18 protein-coding genes are annotated in these 16,444 nt (G+C 43.1%); 2 read left to right on the forward strand and 16 right to left on the reverse strand.

Annotated features, from left to right (window positions below):
• Positions 1-58: 58 nt before the first annotated feature.
• The 14 genes from AC0YN4_RS27160 to AC0YN4_RS27225 all read right to left on the reverse strand — a co-directional run bounded on the left by AC0YN4_RS27160 (position 59) and on the right by AC0YN4_RS27225 (position 12,597).
• Entirely contained in the window at positions 59-934 is an 876-nt protein-coding gene (locus tag AC0YN4_RS27160) for a ubiquitin-activating E1 family protein (RefSeq protein ID WP_475783866.1), read from the reverse strand.
• A 660-nt stretch (positions 935-1,594) separates the two neighbouring features.
• Positions 1,595-2,041: a hypothetical protein gene (locus tag AC0YN4_RS27165; RefSeq protein WP_475783865.1), complete on the reverse strand. Its 447-nt coding sequence runs from the start codon at positions 2,039-2,041 to the stop codon at positions 1,595-1,597.
• Between the two features lie 94 nt (positions 2,042-2,135).
• Complete coding sequence (locus AC0YN4_RS27170; RefSeq protein WP_475783864.1) at positions 2,136-2,708, reverse strand: M50 family metallopeptidase; 573 nt, start codon at positions 2,706-2,708, stop codon at positions 2,136-2,138.
• A gap of 55 nt (positions 2,709-2,763) precedes the next feature.
• Positions 2,764-3,627 (reverse strand): hypothetical protein, encoded by an 864-nt coding sequence (locus tag AC0YN4_RS27175; RefSeq protein ID WP_475783863.1) that lies wholly within the window; start codon positions 3,625-3,627, stop codon positions 2,764-2,766.
• Positions 3,627-4,181, reverse strand: coding sequence for a hypothetical protein (locus AC0YN4_RS27180; RefSeq protein WP_475783862.1), 555 nt, complete (start codon positions 4,179-4,181; stop codon positions 3,627-3,629). Before AC0YN4_RS27180 ends, AC0YN4_RS27175 begins: the two co-directional genes overlap by 1 nt.
• Positions 4,182-4,211: 30 nt before the next feature.
• Complete coding sequence (locus AC0YN4_RS27185; protein ID WP_475783861.1) at positions 4,212-5,360, reverse strand: hypothetical protein; 1,149 nt, start codon at positions 5,358-5,360, stop codon at positions 4,212-4,214.
• Positions 5,344-5,775 (reverse strand): hypothetical protein, encoded by a 432-nt coding sequence (locus AC0YN4_RS27190; protein WP_475783860.1) that lies wholly within the window; start codon positions 5,773-5,775, stop codon positions 5,344-5,346. Before AC0YN4_RS27190 ends, AC0YN4_RS27185 begins: the two co-directional genes overlap by 17 nt.
• 73 nt (positions 5,776-5,848) lie before the next feature.
• Positions 5,849-6,166 carry a hypothetical protein gene (locus tag AC0YN4_RS27195; RefSeq protein ID WP_475783859.1) on the reverse strand — a complete coding sequence of 106 codons (318 nt, stop codon included), beginning with the start codon at positions 6,164-6,166 and terminating at the stop codon, positions 5,849-5,851.
• A 502-nt stretch (positions 6,167-6,668) separates the two neighbouring features.
• Complete coding sequence (locus AC0YN4_RS27200; protein ID WP_475783857.1) at positions 6,669-6,857, reverse strand: hypothetical protein; 189 nt, start codon at positions 6,855-6,857, stop codon at positions 6,669-6,671.
• Entirely contained in the window at positions 6,841-7,863 is a 1,023-nt protein-coding gene (locus AC0YN4_RS27205; protein WP_475783856.1) for a hypothetical protein, read from the reverse strand. The genes AC0YN4_RS27200 and AC0YN4_RS27205 overlap by 17 nt, the downstream gene beginning before the upstream one ends.
• A gap of 45 nt (positions 7,864-7,908) precedes the next feature.
• Positions 7,909-9,348 carry a DNA cytosine methyltransferase gene (locus tag AC0YN4_RS27210; RefSeq protein WP_475783855.1) on the reverse strand — a complete coding sequence of 480 codons (1,440 nt, stop codon included), beginning with the start codon at positions 9,346-9,348 and terminating at the stop codon, positions 7,909-7,911.
• Positions 9,349-9,370: 22 nt separating this feature from the next.
• The gene (locus AC0YN4_RS27215) at positions 9,371-10,294 is read right to left on the reverse strand and encodes a hypothetical protein (protein WP_475783854.1); all 924 of its coding nucleotides are present in this window, start codon (positions 10,292-10,294) and stop codon (positions 9,371-9,373) included.
• Positions 10,295-10,366: 72 nt separating this feature from the next.
• Positions 10,367-11,002 (reverse strand): hypothetical protein, encoded by a 636-nt coding sequence (locus AC0YN4_RS27220; protein WP_475783853.1) that lies wholly within the window; start codon positions 11,000-11,002, stop codon positions 10,367-10,369.
• Positions 11,003-11,745: 743 nt separating this feature from the next.
• Positions 11,746-12,597, reverse strand: a complete 852-nt coding sequence (locus tag AC0YN4_RS27225; protein WP_475837289.1) for a class I SAM-dependent methyltransferase — start codon at positions 12,595-12,597, stop codon at positions 11,746-11,748.
• Between the two features lie 225 nt (positions 12,598-12,822).
• On the opposite strand from AC0YN4_RS27225, the gene AC0YN4_RS27230 reads away from it, so the two are divergent.
• Both AC0YN4_RS27230 and AC0YN4_RS27235 read left to right on the forward strand, forming a co-directional pair.
• Positions 12,823-13,386 (forward strand): sigma-70 family RNA polymerase sigma factor, encoded by a 564-nt coding sequence (locus tag AC0YN4_RS27230; protein ID WP_475784035.1) that lies wholly within the window; start codon positions 12,823-12,825, stop codon positions 13,384-13,386.
• Positions 13,387-13,507: 121 nt separating this feature from the next.
• Positions 13,508-13,879, forward strand: a complete 372-nt coding sequence (locus AC0YN4_RS27235) for a DUF3600 domain-containing protein (protein ID WP_475784034.1) — start codon at positions 13,508-13,510, stop codon at positions 13,877-13,879.
• Between the two features lie 307 nt (positions 13,880-14,186).
• Here AC0YN4_RS27235 and AC0YN4_RS27240 read toward each other — a convergent pair whose 3' ends face one another.
• Together AC0YN4_RS27240 and AC0YN4_RS27245 are read right to left on the reverse strand one after the other, a co-directional pair.
• Positions 14,187-14,591 (reverse strand): hypothetical protein, encoded by a 405-nt coding sequence (locus AC0YN4_RS27240; protein ID WP_475784033.1) that lies wholly within the window; start codon positions 14,589-14,591, stop codon positions 14,187-14,189.
• A gap of 138 nt (positions 14,592-14,729) precedes the next feature.
• The gene (locus tag AC0YN4_RS27245; protein WP_475784032.1) at positions 14,730-15,692 is read right to left on the reverse strand and encodes a phosphotransferase; all 963 of its coding nucleotides are present in this window, start codon (positions 15,690-15,692) and stop codon (positions 14,730-14,732) included.
• Positions 15,693-16,444: the final 752 nt, after the last annotated feature.

Raw genomic sequence — 16,444 nt, forward strand, 5'->3', positions numbered from 1 at the left:
CACTTAATCTCTACCAACTCACCAAGACAAAATGCAGGTAATTGTGCTATGGTTGACGTCATGCTGTCACCCTTTCCTTCTTTGCTCTCTCGAAGTCATTGACTTGATCAGAAGTCAAAAACGTTGGCTTCATTTGCCCGAATTGAGCATTGAAATTGATTACGGAAGCGTAAATGCTCTTGGTATGAAAGAGATTATTCATCACCATGGAAGCAACCTGTGCAGCAAATTGATTGGTCATAATCCGCTGCGGATTTTCAGGCAACAACTCACCGCAGGATTGACCTGGGAAAGCAGTGTGATCGTTTTCTAAAATGTTCGGGTACACCCTGGTCACAGGAGGACAAATTACTTGCCCGCCCCATTTCAGCCCGATTACACATTGTCCGCCAAACCCACTTTCGATCATGATCTTCTTCTCCTCCGAATTCGGACGCTTATATTCCTTCATTCCTTCAATGCCAAGATCGATCCAAACCAAATCTGACACTGCCTCGGAGTGAAAGAACTCATCAAAAAGCTGGCGGGAACGATCGTTATCAACCATTCCAACCAGAATCGGGATAATTTGGCGGCCATTATCGGGTTTTGGGAACAGACGCTTAAGCAAATCCAGTGAGGTAACGTACTCCGTCACACGCTTCGCATCTACGTCATAATGCCCTCCGTAACGATCTGCCAGTGCAATAACCTTCTTCTCAGAAATATCATCCATGGAAAAAAGTTGGTTCCTCAGATTCTTCTTTTCTACTTCGTCACCATCGGCGATCAATATATCAAACGAGGCCTTATTATGCTCAGATAAATTCACAGCCTTGTAAGACGAAATGAGTTGTAGTAAGTTCCGGAAGAAGTAGCCCCCGTTACCACCAGCTCCAATCTGCCGAATCATAAAGTGAACATACTGGTTTTCCTGGAGACAGATCGTCTTCATCTATTCTCCCCCCACAATTTCGAATGTGACATACGCACATCTCCTTCCAATGGTTTTTTATAAAGGCAAAAAAAATCGCCTTTCCAAAAACCCCATTTCGACCCACTTCGGGCGTAAAATGGCGCTTTTTGGAAAAGCGATTTTAAAACAACAGTACTCCCTGAGCCGCGTGGCAGGAGCAATAGAATAGAAAAGAGAGATGGATTCATTATACCAAAATGCAAGGAGAGGTGCTATAGAGCAAACCGTCCCCTCCTAGCTTCTATACCGACGGCTTTTTCTGAGGCTAGTAGTCTATTTGGGCTTAAGGGCACTTTTTTTCAAATGCCGGTTATTATTTTGGGAGGTGAGGTTGCTAAAGGTTTGGTTTAAGCGGGCAATACAATAGAACCACTAAAAATCGGAATCAAAAAGAGCCAGTCGGCTGCCACCGGCTACGGCTCTTTTTTGCGCCACTAAGGAGGTGATACCATGCGTAAATTTAAAAAAGTAGATGTGCTGCTAAAAATTGTTGGACTATTCTCGGTCCATGTTAAGCTCGAAGCTCCTGATCGCCCTGTAAAGAAACGCCGATAATGCACTCATACCGAAAAAAAACAAGGGCAGCTGCTTAGCTGCCCTTCTTCTCACATATCGTATTTTTGTGGCATTATTTGTAAATCAAGAGATCAGTTCACGAAAAGCGTAATTGATGCTAACTTCACCGTCAAAGGAGTACGACCAGATCTGTTCTTCGGAGTCAGCATCGCCAGGAGTGACACGGACAATTTTTGCATAACCATCTTCTGTAGCCAGCTCCTCTTCTCCGAATCCGTTGTCCGCCAAATACCCCTCAATCGCTGATCGAGCCAGCCCCGTTAAACGTATACGGTCCGGTTCAACGATCACTTTCTTGCACTGACCCTTATCCATAATGACAAATACGAAGATCTCCTTCACAGGCTTAAAGCTCTCTTGGGCAGAATCAAGCAGCCGAACGGCATCTTCTACACGCTTGAGCAAAGCCTGATCCTCGTGTGCTCCAACAACAGAAGCGGATCTCGCAAAATCAAGCACAACCCCCCATGCCCATTGAGTAGCACTTGCAATCATCATATCCTTATCCATACTGTTTCCTCCCGTGACGACCCGCTCCACGAGGTCGTCAAGAATTAGACCCCGCGGTGGGTTAGTTACGATGCAGCTATTACATAATGGATTGTTATATCCTTTGAAACCTTGCAACTTCTGCCTTCAAATGGTCCGGCGTAAATTGATATCCAATCTCTTCAAGATGTCCAACGAAGTCCTGGCGGTATTTTAGAGCCAGTCTAATCTTGTATCCATCAGATGAACTAGATCCAAGAAACATGTTTGCGTTTGCTGAAAATAGTGCGAAATTATAGAAACTCAATGCACCAGACAGAATGCATAGGACGAAAGGTATATCCATATTGGCGGTAAAGAATAAAAGCCAAAAAAAGATAGCTGCGCAAAGGAACGATGCAAGTGGCCCAGATCCGCTTATTACGAACTGTTTCATCCATGCGTTCGAGCGATCTCTATTATAGAGTTCCCAATAGAAATCGTCACCAAAAGCAGAAGTGACAAAGAATTTAGTTTTTAATCCTCTTCCACAATAACCGAACCGTGGTTTGCCTCGATAAGACAAAATAGCGAGATAATGGCCAAATTCGTGGAAAAATATTGATACAGCAAACCCAATAACTAAGCCACCGAAAAGCGCCACTACCTCCCATTCGTGTGAGTACATCTCAATTAATCGATCTAACATTCTAACCCCTCCATGATTTCTTATTAATCTATTTATAGACTCTTGCCATTATGAATCACTCCACCTCTTGCAAGTAGGCGTCCCATGCTGGACCGCAATCACGAATGAAGGAATCAAGGTTTGTTATTTTTATTCCTTCAACCATGTCAGCAGCGTGCACTCTCGGAAAATTGTGATTGATCATAGCGTCTTCATAAATCTCCTGCTCACTAGCTTCCGCGATCCAATACTTGTACATGAGTGGAATCATCGTTTCAATATCGTACTTATAGATAGAGGTACACTTATGTACGCGCTGATGCCACTCATTTGGATAAGTAGCAATTTGACATAAATCCGGCTTGTCGAAGATGTAATCGACGGAGAGTGAGATAAACTGACCTCTTACTCCAACCCTCAACTTCATCTCTGGTGTCTCCCCCATCAAATTACCGACCACTGCATACAGCATGTACCCCGTCTCATCGGAGTCGTCCTTAGGAGAGAAGTATGCCGGCATCGCATTATGCGAGTGGATATGAAGTACCTGGACGTAACGTGGATCGTTTAACCGCTGTGTACAATCAGCTTCAATGGCATCCCACCGGACCGTTTGCTTCGGGCAGTCTAGCTCATAATTGCCGGTCTGAAGATCATAATACACTTGTACCATTACTTCATACTGCTCATCTCGGTTGCAATATGCCTTAAAGAAAGAAATGGCGGTAGATAGTAAGTGACTAGGAATCTTCGGCAATTGAAAATCGAATCCCTCTTTGATTTCATCAAGGGAAGGGAAAAGCGGCCTGTGTAACACAAGCCGCCCAAACAAACTGTCCCTAACCTCATATAACCGTCCATCACGTCCGGCGATGATATTGTTAGGCTGACGGTTTTCTGCCTTGAGAAAGTCGCGCAATTTCCAGAAGAGACCCGGCATTAGTAGCACCCCTTTGATGTACCAAACGCATCCAGAAGAAGGAGCTTCTCCGCTTCCTTTTCAAAGTCCCATTTCGCGCGAGCCTCGGTGAGTTCTACATTCCCCTCATCGATTGCAAGCTTCTCGCGGATTTCATTAAGCGTAGCTTCCGTCTTTCCAGTCGCGATTTCCTCTTCAAACAAAGTATTGATGAGGTATGTCTGTCCGCCAAAACGCACAGACCAGGAATCCGGCTCATTCAACGGAACCTTCTCCAATTTCGGCTTTAGCGGAGCGGGAGGTGTTTTTGGAACTGATCCCTTCCCTGCTGCTTTCGATACCGATTTTGTCGTTGCAGCGCCTTTGCCTTTCTTCTCTTCTACAGCACCCGTTACAGGATCCGGACCGAACAAAGAAAGTTGACCATCAGGGTTCAGAACCATATCGAATCCGGTGCTTGATGAGCCAACGTCCAAATCGGATACTTGATCACTTTGATCCTCTTCGGCTATAACTGCATTATCCGATAACAATCCTTGCTCTTCCTCCAACGTATTGTGCTCCATATATTCCATCTTGGGTTTCTCCTCTCAAATTTAAGGTATTTATACAGCGACTGCCGTTTGATTGGCATCATCCTGCAGCATCTCACTGTCGGCGGGTTCAGCAGCCGACTTGAACATCTCAAAGAAATCCTGAACGTTCACATTGAGTGACTTGAGTTCCGAATCATCAAAATCTTTGTTCTGTAGCTTATAGAACCATTCCCGAAGGTTCTCACCTTCAAAGAGGTCGTTATTGGCCGGTGAGTTAAAGAACAACTCTGGCAAATTTTGAAGCTGGAACAGATTTTGAATCTCGATATTCGCTAGATCCGGCCAACAAGCACTGTTGCTCGAACGGACGTTAGAAAATGGATACCGAAACAGTTTTGTCTTTGGTCTAATGGTGACATCTTTAACCGCGACAATTTGGCAATCCACGATCCTACCCTGTTTTACCTTAAAAGCAAACATCAACTTCGGATGACCCACTTGGCTATATGAGGTTGTGTGAAAGATCACATCTCTCCTAGCCCGGTCCCGCTCCAGGACAACGATTTTTGTCCCATCGAATTCTTTCTGATATAACACAGTTCCTTTCGGCAAGATCGGTGTAGAAACCGTCTTTACCTTCGGAATAAACTCAGCAGCGACCCCTCTGAAGAACTCCTTTGCCTCGTCGTTCTCAAATTTCTTTAATGCACCGAGAACGCCACGGATAAGTTCTTCATTACGGTTGCTTGCCAATTTCACTTTAGACAGCAAAAACAAGAACATTTGGGCAAAGACCTCGTCGTTCTTGATTCCTTGCACCCTCATAAAGAGATAGTCGAGGAAGCCCTTAAAACTTCTCTCGTCCAGTACACTAAGATCAAATTTTACTGCAACAGCCTTAAATAGATCAGCGATTAGAGCTAGATCTTCTGTCTTCTCGGCTTTTTCTAAAACCATCTCGAGGGCTTTGGAAAGGCTCTTCCCCGACAAGTTGGAAATTGCCGGCTCAACGATTTCACTCACGACATCATCACTCTTCATGATGAGTTCGGTAAGCTCGAACGGTTCAACCATTGAAAGCATCGCATTTAATAGGTCCCCAATCCGAATTTTCTGATCCTTAACGGTGAACCCTTCCTCCCTGCTGATTACGCGGGCTAGGTTCGTATCCGATTCAGGAAGCAAGATAATACGGCCATTATCAGGCATGCGGTCCATCCACAGCCACTCCTTTCGTCTTCTCATCCAATCTCATTTTGAATTGAATAAACTCTTTCAGCGCCCCGTAGGAATATCCAAACGAGCCTTTGATAACCACCTGTAGTTCCCCATCGCCAAGCGTGGTTTCGAACTCCAGTTCAAACTGATCGCAAAAGATCGACCTCAACGGGGCAACGAGTTCCTGTTGTTCTTCTGGTGTAAGCTCCATTATCGTGGGAACAGGGATAACGAGACGTCGTTCATCCTGATCCACTTCTTCATCCAACTCAAACTCTTCATCGAATAGTAGATTAATACAACGATAGAATAAAGAATCTGTCTGGGAATGAAAGTTGTCGACAGAAAAAATGCACGACCCCGAAAGATGCTTATCGAGGTCATGCATCATTTTTGCCATCACGATGTTATCCATTGTAGGATAATATTCCCATAGAGTGTCAGATCCATAGGCGCAAGATTTACCCATCTTTGCACGAATTCCCCTCTCAAATAAAAGATTTTTTCGGAGGTCGCAAACCATCAACAATTTGCCGAATATGCGCAATCTGATTGATCTGCGTCAGCATGTTGTTGCTATTGACCTCTGCCTCGTTTTCCGATTCATAACAAGCAAACCATCCGACATGTTCAAGAGCGTGTACTGCCTGCTTTAAGGTAAATGAGTCGAAGTCGATCTCACTTAACCTGCTGCAGGTGAGCATGTACTCAATTACAAGCATCGCCCCTTCATCCAACACTGCATCGTCCGGGCTTAGAGTCGCTTCTGAAACCATCTGATCGAAACGTTCTAATGAAACACCCAACACCAGTACCTCCTTCTGTCATTCGAATATGAGTGCAAATAAAAAAACACTCATTCAATGACTAAATGAACGTCAATAGACGTTTCTCTACCAAAATTGGGCAGATTTAGTCACTCAATGAGTGTTTCTTAAAACAACGGAATCCCTTGAGCCGCCTGGCAGGGACAAATAAAAGTAAAATTAGATGGCTTAATAATATCACAAAATCATCGCGAAAAAAACTCCCTATTATTTATCGCGAATGTGAAGCTCTCCCTTGCCGGACTTGCCTACACCTGATGAATAGGGTTTCTTGATGCTCGACTTCCCTACTTGAATTCCTAGTCCCATTCTCTTTAATGAACCTATGACATTCTTTAATTCTTGTTTTGATTTTCTATTAACCACTGTACTGCCCCTCCCAATAGATTTGATAGAATCCATTATTGTCGGTATACAGATGGTTATTCATAAAAACAAAAAAAGAGAACAGTCCGAAGGACCATTCTCATCTCTGTTTAATCTAATTAACAACTAATTCACGTTTATGCTTATTAGAAACGCTTGAATAATAAGGGATCTCAGAGGGCCTCATTCCAGTTGCAGCAACTTGTAAGCCAGCCTCTTTCAATTCCTGCAGTATCTGCGCTTTCGCCTGCGCGAGTGCGTTTGCTTTGATCTGCGTTTGTTTGAGATTATTCCGCCTGCTCATGTTGATCACCTCCTGTATTCTCTTCATTTCTAGTATACACCACTTCAAACCAGTTTTGTAGACCACTCAAAAACCGACTTTGAATCTGATCCAGCTGCTCTTCGGCTGCATGTTCCTCAAGAATATCCGGATCCAGTGTCACCAAGAACACATGGTTTACATCCCAAAGAAAAACCTGACGTGCCATATACAGACGCCCATTCTTTTCTCCAAGTCCAGTATGCGAGAAACGATAGTAGCTATTCTTCAAAAGGATAGCTCGAAGAATTCCAGTCCGTTTTGCCTCGTTTAATCTTACCAGGGTTTCTTCCTGTAGATTAAGGTCAATTTCTACGGAATCATAGAACTCCTCATTAAACCAACCTTCGATTAAATCTACTACAAGCTGGACTAACGCAAATTGCGTTGCTTCTTTCTCAGTTACACTCTCAGGTGTCATTCCGCGAAATCGTGATCTGTGTGTCCGTACAAAATTGAGTAAAGGTTGAATCTCTCCATGCTTGTCCAATTTCGATTTCGCTGAAATAAACTCCTTGTACATCCCTTTATCCAAATGGTAATAGATTTTCACAAGTGCGTTCAGCCCAATACCTTCATGAACGTATCCGTCAACAAACTCTACCTTGACTTCAATTTCACCGAGCTTACGCTTTAAAGAGTATTTATACAACTGAACTGCCTGAACAGCATCTTCGCGCTCAACATACGAAGTAATGAAGCTCTGGAATAAATCCTTCCTTCTGTATGCAGAGAGCTGTTTGTTGGCCTTAATCTGCAACTCCATTTCATTTTTCATGTCTGATTCTAGTGAGCTTATCCTGCTACTATAATACTCTCGTAAAGCAAGAATAGGGATCACGAACCATACAAGTGGGATGGATAGCTTATCGAATATCGGCTCTATGTATTTATCGAAGAAGCTCGATGCAACTTCGGAGTTTTCACCCCAAAGCTGCAGAGCGCCAACAAATAGAGCGGCAATAATATATTTTAGAAACTTTCTCACTTGATCTCTTCAGCGCCCTTCTATTAAGAGAAGTGTTTTGGCATATTATAGCATTAAACATAATTGGCCGTCATTTCCCATCGACATCGGAATCTTAGATTCCTCTTGACCTGTACCTTTTGCTGTAGAGTTCTTCTTTATTTTTGGACTCAACAAAAAGAGCTCAGCTATGGCGTTCGAGAACATTTTTATTACGTTTCCGTCAATTCCTTGTCCTAGCATTTCATACTGTCTTGATAGTGGTGTAATACTAGGGAACTCAAACCATTCCGGCACCGAGAATATCCGCCTCAACTCCGAAATTGTGAGGAAACGGAATTGCTTCTCATCATCCGACAAAACGTATGAATTGGAACTAGACTGGGAACGATAGCGTTTAGGAATAGTTTGTAATTCCGTGGCATCAGGCTTCACAAAAGTCTTAGTAATGCTCCGATTTGCCCACGAATTCCCCTTTTCTGCCTTAGACCTGAAGCTTTCAAGCCAACGCTCGACCGGTTTCCATTCAAACGCAGATTCATTCCCCTTGTTCTTACCATCTAAGAAATCACGAAGTTTCTTGCGTAGGAAGCGGGGTTTACGCGGAACTTGGAATGCAAACATATCCTCCTCACTTTTAAATGCGAGAGAATATGCACGCGGCCGGTGAGCGATAGAGCCCCAGTCGTAGCTGTCGATCTCAATTGGGGCCAACCAATACGGATACATATCCCGTAGAGCCAATTGAAGCTTCGAGTATGCAGATGACTTGTAAAAGGATGGAACGTTCTCAATAAAAATAGTTCGACTATCAGCTGCTCTCAGAATGCGTGCTGCACCGATAATCAGGTTATTAAATACCCCTTCTCCCCCATTGCCTAAGTTCGAGAACTCGTTACACGGGAGTGTAACAAGCGAAACATCGGCTTTTACTACGGTTTGCAAATCTCGTAAATCACCGATATAGAGTAGAGAATTGGGGTAATTATGCTTCAGCACTTCGGCGGAATCATCCTCAAATTCTACCTCCATGACTGGGCGGAAATATTCCGACGCTAAAAAAGAGGCTGTTCCAAAACCTGCGCCTGCGCATAGAGACAGTAACTTCAAGCGTTCATCACTTTGCGTGGTTATCGTTGTCGCTGCGTGAACATTGAATTTAAGCGGACGAACAACAACATTGGAAAGGCTCCCATCCCGGTATACCGTGATTTCAACTTTGTCTTCTATACTAATAATAGACGCATATTTCGCGCCGGCCGTATCGACAAGTGGCCGATATTTGCCGGACAGCTTGTTCATTCGCCCAGAAACATGCACTGATGCAATAGCATCCTCTACAGGTTTGCTTGATATATGAATCTCTTGTTCATGTTCGAGTACCCGAACAAACAACTCCTGACCCTTCGAAAAATTCGCTGCCTCGCAAATTAGTGACTGCAAAAAAACTCTTGGTGCAGACTCTTTTCGACTCACTCGGTACACCTTTTTCAATGTCATGTTCATCTAATACGTCCTCCCTGATATGTCATGCGAACAATTCGCATACCATTTCTTCTTCTTTGGGTTGCGACCCCAATATTCTCCTTACAGCTGCCCAAAAGGTAGCTGCCCTCGTCTTTTCGTCGGCTTGAACGCCGGCTAATCGCATCGCCTCAAATTTCGATTCCAGTTCCTCAAGATAGCTGTCTTTGAGAATGCTATATCCGATCAATCTTTCAGCTCTCTTCGCTTTCTCCCATACATCCCGGCGCCTGCAGTAAACGACATACCAATGCTGTTTACCCGCTCGTAAGCATCCAGTGCAATTGGCGTGCTTCCAGATCTGATATGTCTCTGGAGGAGCAACACCAATTTCCCCTGTGCTTCGAATGGTATCCTTCCATTCCGCCAAAGGGTACGCACTCCGGTAGCCCTTGTCTTGGAGTATGCTGCGACGACGCTCGATCCGCTCCGTCTCCCCTGCTTCAAAACCATAATAAATGATGATTTCGTCGCTTCGTCCCGTTTTGGGATCCATGGGGAAGTTATCATTTAGCCATTTATGGAATGGAGCAGTCTTCAACCGATTCGTGCAGAGCGGATGAACACCGGCCTTAAATGCCCTAGCCTCCACGCATACATCGAATTGATCCTTTTCATTCCATCCCGGCATATTTGCATATGTGATCTCCACACCAAGGAGTGCAGCCAACTCCAACTTGTACCTCTTGATGTCCCAATGCTCTACCCATGGATTAATATCGTGATTGATCAAAATGACTTTCTCGGCGCCATAACGACGAACTACTTCATAAGCAACAATGCCCGATGTCTCCCCTCCGCTGTAGCAAACAACGTGCTTAACGTCAAGGTTCACTTCTGGTGCATCATCCTGCTTATCGAGTACGTCTGGAGCCTGGTGCTCCATAATGCCGCCATATAATAGATCAAACTGCAGCTGCTGCACCATGACTTTTCCTCCCAACAAAAAAGGCAGGCTCGAAATACGCCCACCTCTCTTGTATTTGATTTAGATGATGCTTCAGTACCGCCACAATACGACGCGGTTGCCGTTGAAACCAGCAACATAACGATCCTCGCACAAAGTAGCAAGTTCCTTTACTTCATCTTCACTCAGATCATCCATATGGAGCGTAAAAAGCTGCCCCTTTCCATATGAATAATATCGATCAAAATCTTTACTAATCGCTTCTTCGTAAGCGCGCTTGTCATTGATATCGAAAACATATGCAGCCTGCATGGTTTTCGGTTGGTCCAACAGATAATCATCGATGGCACCAGTAATCACGTCCAGAAGTGTATCGTTCAAATCTTTGTTGTTCGTGAGCTTTTGGGCAATATCTTCATACTCTTCGGAAGAAAGTGAGAGGTTGTGCTTTTTGCAATACCCCTCAATCTCTAACTTCAAAGCCGAAATAAAGCACCCGGGGCCATACACACAATCTTTGAGCTCCAACTCAATCATCTCAGTCGCATGAAGGTTATGCGAGGCACGGTAATCGGTATATTCGGTATGGACGCGACTAACTTCGGCCAACAAAAATCGAATATCCGAAAAAAGATCCGTAACAGTATCCTCACTAACGACATGCTTATACCCCGGTTCAGCTTTCTCCCGTATTGCTGCAAGGCGATCAGTTAATACCTGATGCATCATAAACAACTCCTCAGAAATGATGTTTAATTTACTTTAGATTCAAAGCACCGATAACTGTGCATTCTTTCAACTTTCTCAGAGACTCAATTTTGCGTTGCATCGCCATTAATTGAACTTTGCTCATGTTATTCGCCCCGATAAAATGAAAAAGGAAAAATCCCCTTTCATTCACCCTGAAAGGGGCTTCCCTCCTTCACCATCATTTGATTTTTTGTTCGTCAGAAAAATGACAAATACTCACTGCAAAAATAGATGCCGTTCCGCCACGAGAAACCTCATGGACCTCAAAAAGAGTGATCCTCCTCCGAATCGTTATGTGGGCGCAAAAAAAAAGCGTCCCTCACACGGTCGATTCCGAAAAGTAGGCATACGTATCCTACATTTCATCAATCGGTCGTCTGAGCGACGCCTTTTCGCTGTAAAGCCACGGGACTCCTTAGGCCGCTTGGCAGGAGCAAAAATGAAAAAATAATATAATCATATTATACCATACACCTAATTGGGAAAAAAGCAGCTGAGCAGAACTTGTTTCAAATTGCAAAACTGTCATGCTCTGAAAACAAGTATTAGACTGGCCCCTAAAACGGAACAGCAGCAGCCATGGACCAGAAAATAAAGTCCTAGACTGCTGCTGTTTTATTGAACTAACGTTCCCCGTTATCCATTTAATGCATCTCTTCTTTGCACCACAGAGCATGAAAGTAAATTCGTTCTTTCATGGTAGTTGAATGTAAGGCAGCAGTTCATTTTGGGCTGCCGTTATCGTGATTACGATCCTTTTTGCCCATCACAGCAAACATTGAAGGTAAATTGTCTACTGCATTAGTGTCCCTTTCCAATTCATCGACTCGAGTTATTATGAATCCTGAAGTAAGAAAATCATTTAAGTATTGTGAAAGCGGTCGATGAAAAGCACCTAAAGTAGAGCGAATTGTACCCACGCCTTCCGACTTCCAAAACTGCGAGTCATATCGAATAATCTTTCTAGAACCGTCACCTAGCGGATAACTAAATGGTGATTGAAAACAAGGGTGCATTATTACCCATATCATCATCCCATTTGGTTTTAAGACTCGATATACAGCATCAAACACCTTCTTATGGTCCTGAACATCCATCAGCATTACGCTAGATATTACATAATCAAAAGCACTATCTTCCAATTTATGTAGCGACATAGCATCATCTTGCACCCAAGTAACCTGATTTGTATGATTTTCTGCGTACTCCAGAAGCTTTTCACTTAAATCGACACCAGTTACCTTTACTCCAAGCAGAGACAGTTGATAAGCTAATTCACCTTGTCCACAACCGATATCACATACATTTAGACCGGCAAGATCAGATTTATCTTTTAAGTACTGCAAAATATATCTGTATGAGACACTAGGTCCCCCGGAGGTCACCATGTCGTTATATTGCTTTGCAAAGTCATTATAGCTCCCCATCTTCGCCCTCCTTTTATACATGTTATGTATATCAAAGCCCTTTACCAATACAAGATATTCCACTGAATCTAAAATTATCCTGCCCGTTAGCCATTCATGCATCTCTTCTTTGCACCACAGAGCATGAAAGTTAATTCGTTCTTTCATGGTAGTTGAGAAATGGCAGCCCTTATGCCAGATACCGTCTCTTGATGGTTATGGTTATTGAGCTATCGTGCCCCAGATTTTTCCCGGTGTTCCTCGTTTGGGAAAGCTCATGAATAAAGGCAAAGTTCTTAAAAAGATAGTATTATTAAAAAAATTCCTCTCTTACTGAACCTTTTTCCTTATAGGAGCGAATTAAGAGTTGTAACACGTTCAGGAGGGGCCCCTATGAATGATAAAGAATTAATTCCATTGCTTGAAAACGCGACGTTGGGCGACGAGTCGGCTTTTCAGCTTGTCTATCAGGCGACTCACCAAGATGTCTATCGGACGGTTGCTTTTCTCGTCTACAACAAACAGGACATTGAGGACATAGTGAATGAGGTTTATCTGCGAATGTGGCGGTCGTTTCACACATACGACTCGAGCCGGCCTTTCAAATTTTGGTTGCACGGTATCGCTATACATCAGGTCCAGGATTGGAAGAGAAAGGCTTGGCGGCGAATTCGACTCATTGAACGTAACCGCCAGACGACTGGCGAATATTTCGACTGGACAGACAAAACTGTCCTGCAGTCCGAAATGCAGCATGAGCTGTTCAGCCTAGTCCGCCAGTTATCTTACAAACTACGAGTGGTCATCATCCTGCGTTATTTGTACGACTATACGATGGAAGAAATCGCAGATATGCTGCAAATCCCCGTTGGCACAGTGAAATCCAGGCAGCACCTGGCACTGAAAGAACTACGAAAACGATTCAAAATGACGGGAGGAGACGCGTATGTCTATTGACAAGCAGTTACGAGACGAGCTTCGTCAGGTGGCAGATTCGATGCAATGCCCTCCCGATTTGTATGGACGTGTCCGACAGTCATATCAACACTATGCGAACGAAAAGAGAGGTAAATCTCCCATGAAAAAACGTATTCTCATTGGAATTGCCGCAATAGTCATCTTAATTCCATCCGCCGCATTTGCTGGTTCCTATCTGGCTAATGATATTTTCGGTTCTTCTACGACCATTGAAGAGCACGGCGGTACGCAGGAAGATTATAAAGAGATTGAGGGTATGCTTCAGACAGCAAAAGGAAAGCTCACGGAAGACGAGTTTAAGGAGTATACGGCACTGACCAAGCAGCTTGTGCAATTAAAGCTGAAAATCACCGATGAAAATGGGGTAGTACATGAAGAGAGACTGACTAAAGAAGAACAGCAGCAGTTTAAGCAGCTCGCCTCCAAGCTAGCCCCGTACTTCGAGAAGATTAACGAGACCTCCAAACCGTAAGAAAAAGAAGCAGGGGCCTCGTCCGATGTGGATTCGGTCCCTTTTTTCTGGTCAAGGGAGCTTACTTTCTGCGCTTCACGCAGCTCAATGGAGGTAAGGTCTACGAAGGTATACTCTTATCACTTAACAAGAAAGGAACCCGACGTATTCGTCGCCCTGCCCTAATGTATTCGCAAAATAAGTTACGTTAACCTGCCCGTTAGCGTAATGAAGGCTGCCGAATCAATAGTTCGACAGCCTCGTTGATGTTTATTAAACTATCGTTCCCGGTTAGCTTAATCATAGTATAATTTAGATAAGGTTTAGGTTAAGTGTATGGTAAAGCATATTGATACAAGTGACCTTCTGGAAGAAATAGAGGGGAGTCAGGATCGTCTTGGAAAGCGCCATGGATTTTATTCTCGCCTTCATTAGCTACGATTACGTAGGTCGTTTCATCTCCCCTCTTTTTAACCCAATCTCCTATCTTTAAGGTGGACAAATTAGGGTCGGTAACAGCTATGTTTACTAATTCATCTGTCCAAGTTTCCCCTTGATCCCTACTAACCATAAATAATATCATACGGGGCTCGTGACGACGGTCATTTATATAGGAGAACACTGCGTCCAGAATGACTTGTGCATCACTTTTGTCTATTTCGTAACTATTACTGAGAGCCGCCCTCCGTTTTTGCCTGCGTACTTTCCTTCTATCTATTTTGTCTTTACTCATCTCGGTCTCAACTCCAATAAATTCATAAATGTTTTTAAGCCAGCCACTCCATTTACAGGCAGCCTCGGCTTGTGGTGTGATTGAGCTATCGTACCCGTTAGCTTAACGTATTCGTCGGCTGACTTCACCACAATGATGTTATAGTTTACCGTTCTTCCCCATTATCATGTCAACGACTTGTTTCGCGAACGCAGAAAAGGATTCAATATGGACTGGACTACAATTAATTGCCCATCTAAGGTTATCAAAAGCCTTCAATAACAGAAAATGTCTTATTTCAGTAAAGTTTTCTTCGCTCAACCCGTACCCTTCAAGAAACGCTTTAAATTCTTCCATAGTTGGAGCTTCTGCTAATCCGAGTATTTGATAATGCATTAATTGAGCAACAGCTCCATGGGGTACTACGGTCACTGTTGCATTGCCCCAATCCAGCAAGCTAACTTGGTTTGTTTCATTGACAACAATATTCTTTAGAGATATATCACCATGAATTAATCCAAACCGAAACGACTCATTCTTCAGGTTTTCAAATAGCTTTTTTACTTCCTGCGATTCCGCTTGAGAGATGACTCCTAGCTCAATCAAGCGATCTCCATCTGTCAGACTATTGATATTATGTTGTAAATAACCTTGCCAACTACCGTCTGACCCTTCATGCGGCGGAGAAAAAAACACACCTTGCACTGGATCTAACAGTTTTTCTCCATACCCTTCTACTGGAATCGAAGAAATAAGCTCTGCATATTCGCCAAGCTGTCTCCATGCATATAGCTTAGAAACTGAACTTTCCACTCCGTTGTTACCAATTACAAAAGATTGAATCATGTACGCAGTTTCAGTTTCATTATCAACACCTACAGACAAGACTCTAGGGCTAGGAATCCCTACTTTAGTCGCTTGCTCGATACACCATTTTCCCTTGATATAGCTTGAATAAGTATCTTTGTTATTCATACGTACAACAACTTTATGATTGTCCGTTTCAACCACGCATATCTGATTCATGATACCTTTATCTACAATCGGATATGATGTTTTTACTTGCTCCTTTAGAAAATGGCTTGCAATTTTTTCTGCTTGTAAAACTGTAGTCTCATTCATCAATTTCTTTCCCCTCAGTTTCTTATGTTTAACGAAATTAAAGTAATAACCCTAAAACCACTTGTAAAGTAATTCACCATATATACGGTAGATAATGAGTTTTGTTGTGGTATTTATTGTAGTAAACTACCCGTTAGCTTAACGCCAGTGACAGTCTACAACTTTATTTTCACGGGCTAATACTTTTTTCAATCTAATACTTTATTTTCACTGAACAATAGCGAACGAATTACGGAAACGCCGGAGATCCTGTGAAGCACAAACGATTTTGGTTATGGTAAAAGAAAAACCGCCTCATGATCAGGGGCGGTTAATTCGTTCTCTTTGATCTCAAAAAAAAAAGAACTAATTAGTGATTTTAAGCACTAATCAGTCCTTTACAAAATACTCTTCTATGTTATTCCACTGTGATAACGCTTGGCTTCGGTGCATCCTCAAGATTAGTATCTAAATATGAACTCTGTGCGTGCTTCGAAAGTGCATTGAAAATGAAAAGTTTGACTGCCTCTTCATCGATCTCTTGATCAAATGTTATATTAACGGTAACAGTCCGAGATGACTCTTCCTTCATATTGAGGAGATTTCTCCAGGTTAACTGTGATTTAGTTGTATTATCCAAAGATAAGCCCCCCTTTATAATTGTAAATATCCAATTGTTCTCATTATAATACTCGTAATTAGAAAAGTCATCGACTATTCGACCTTACAAATGGCCCTTGACAATTTTTGATAGAGCTGTATCATAGATAATT

The organism is Paenibacillus sp. J22R3 (assembly GCF_056269305.1).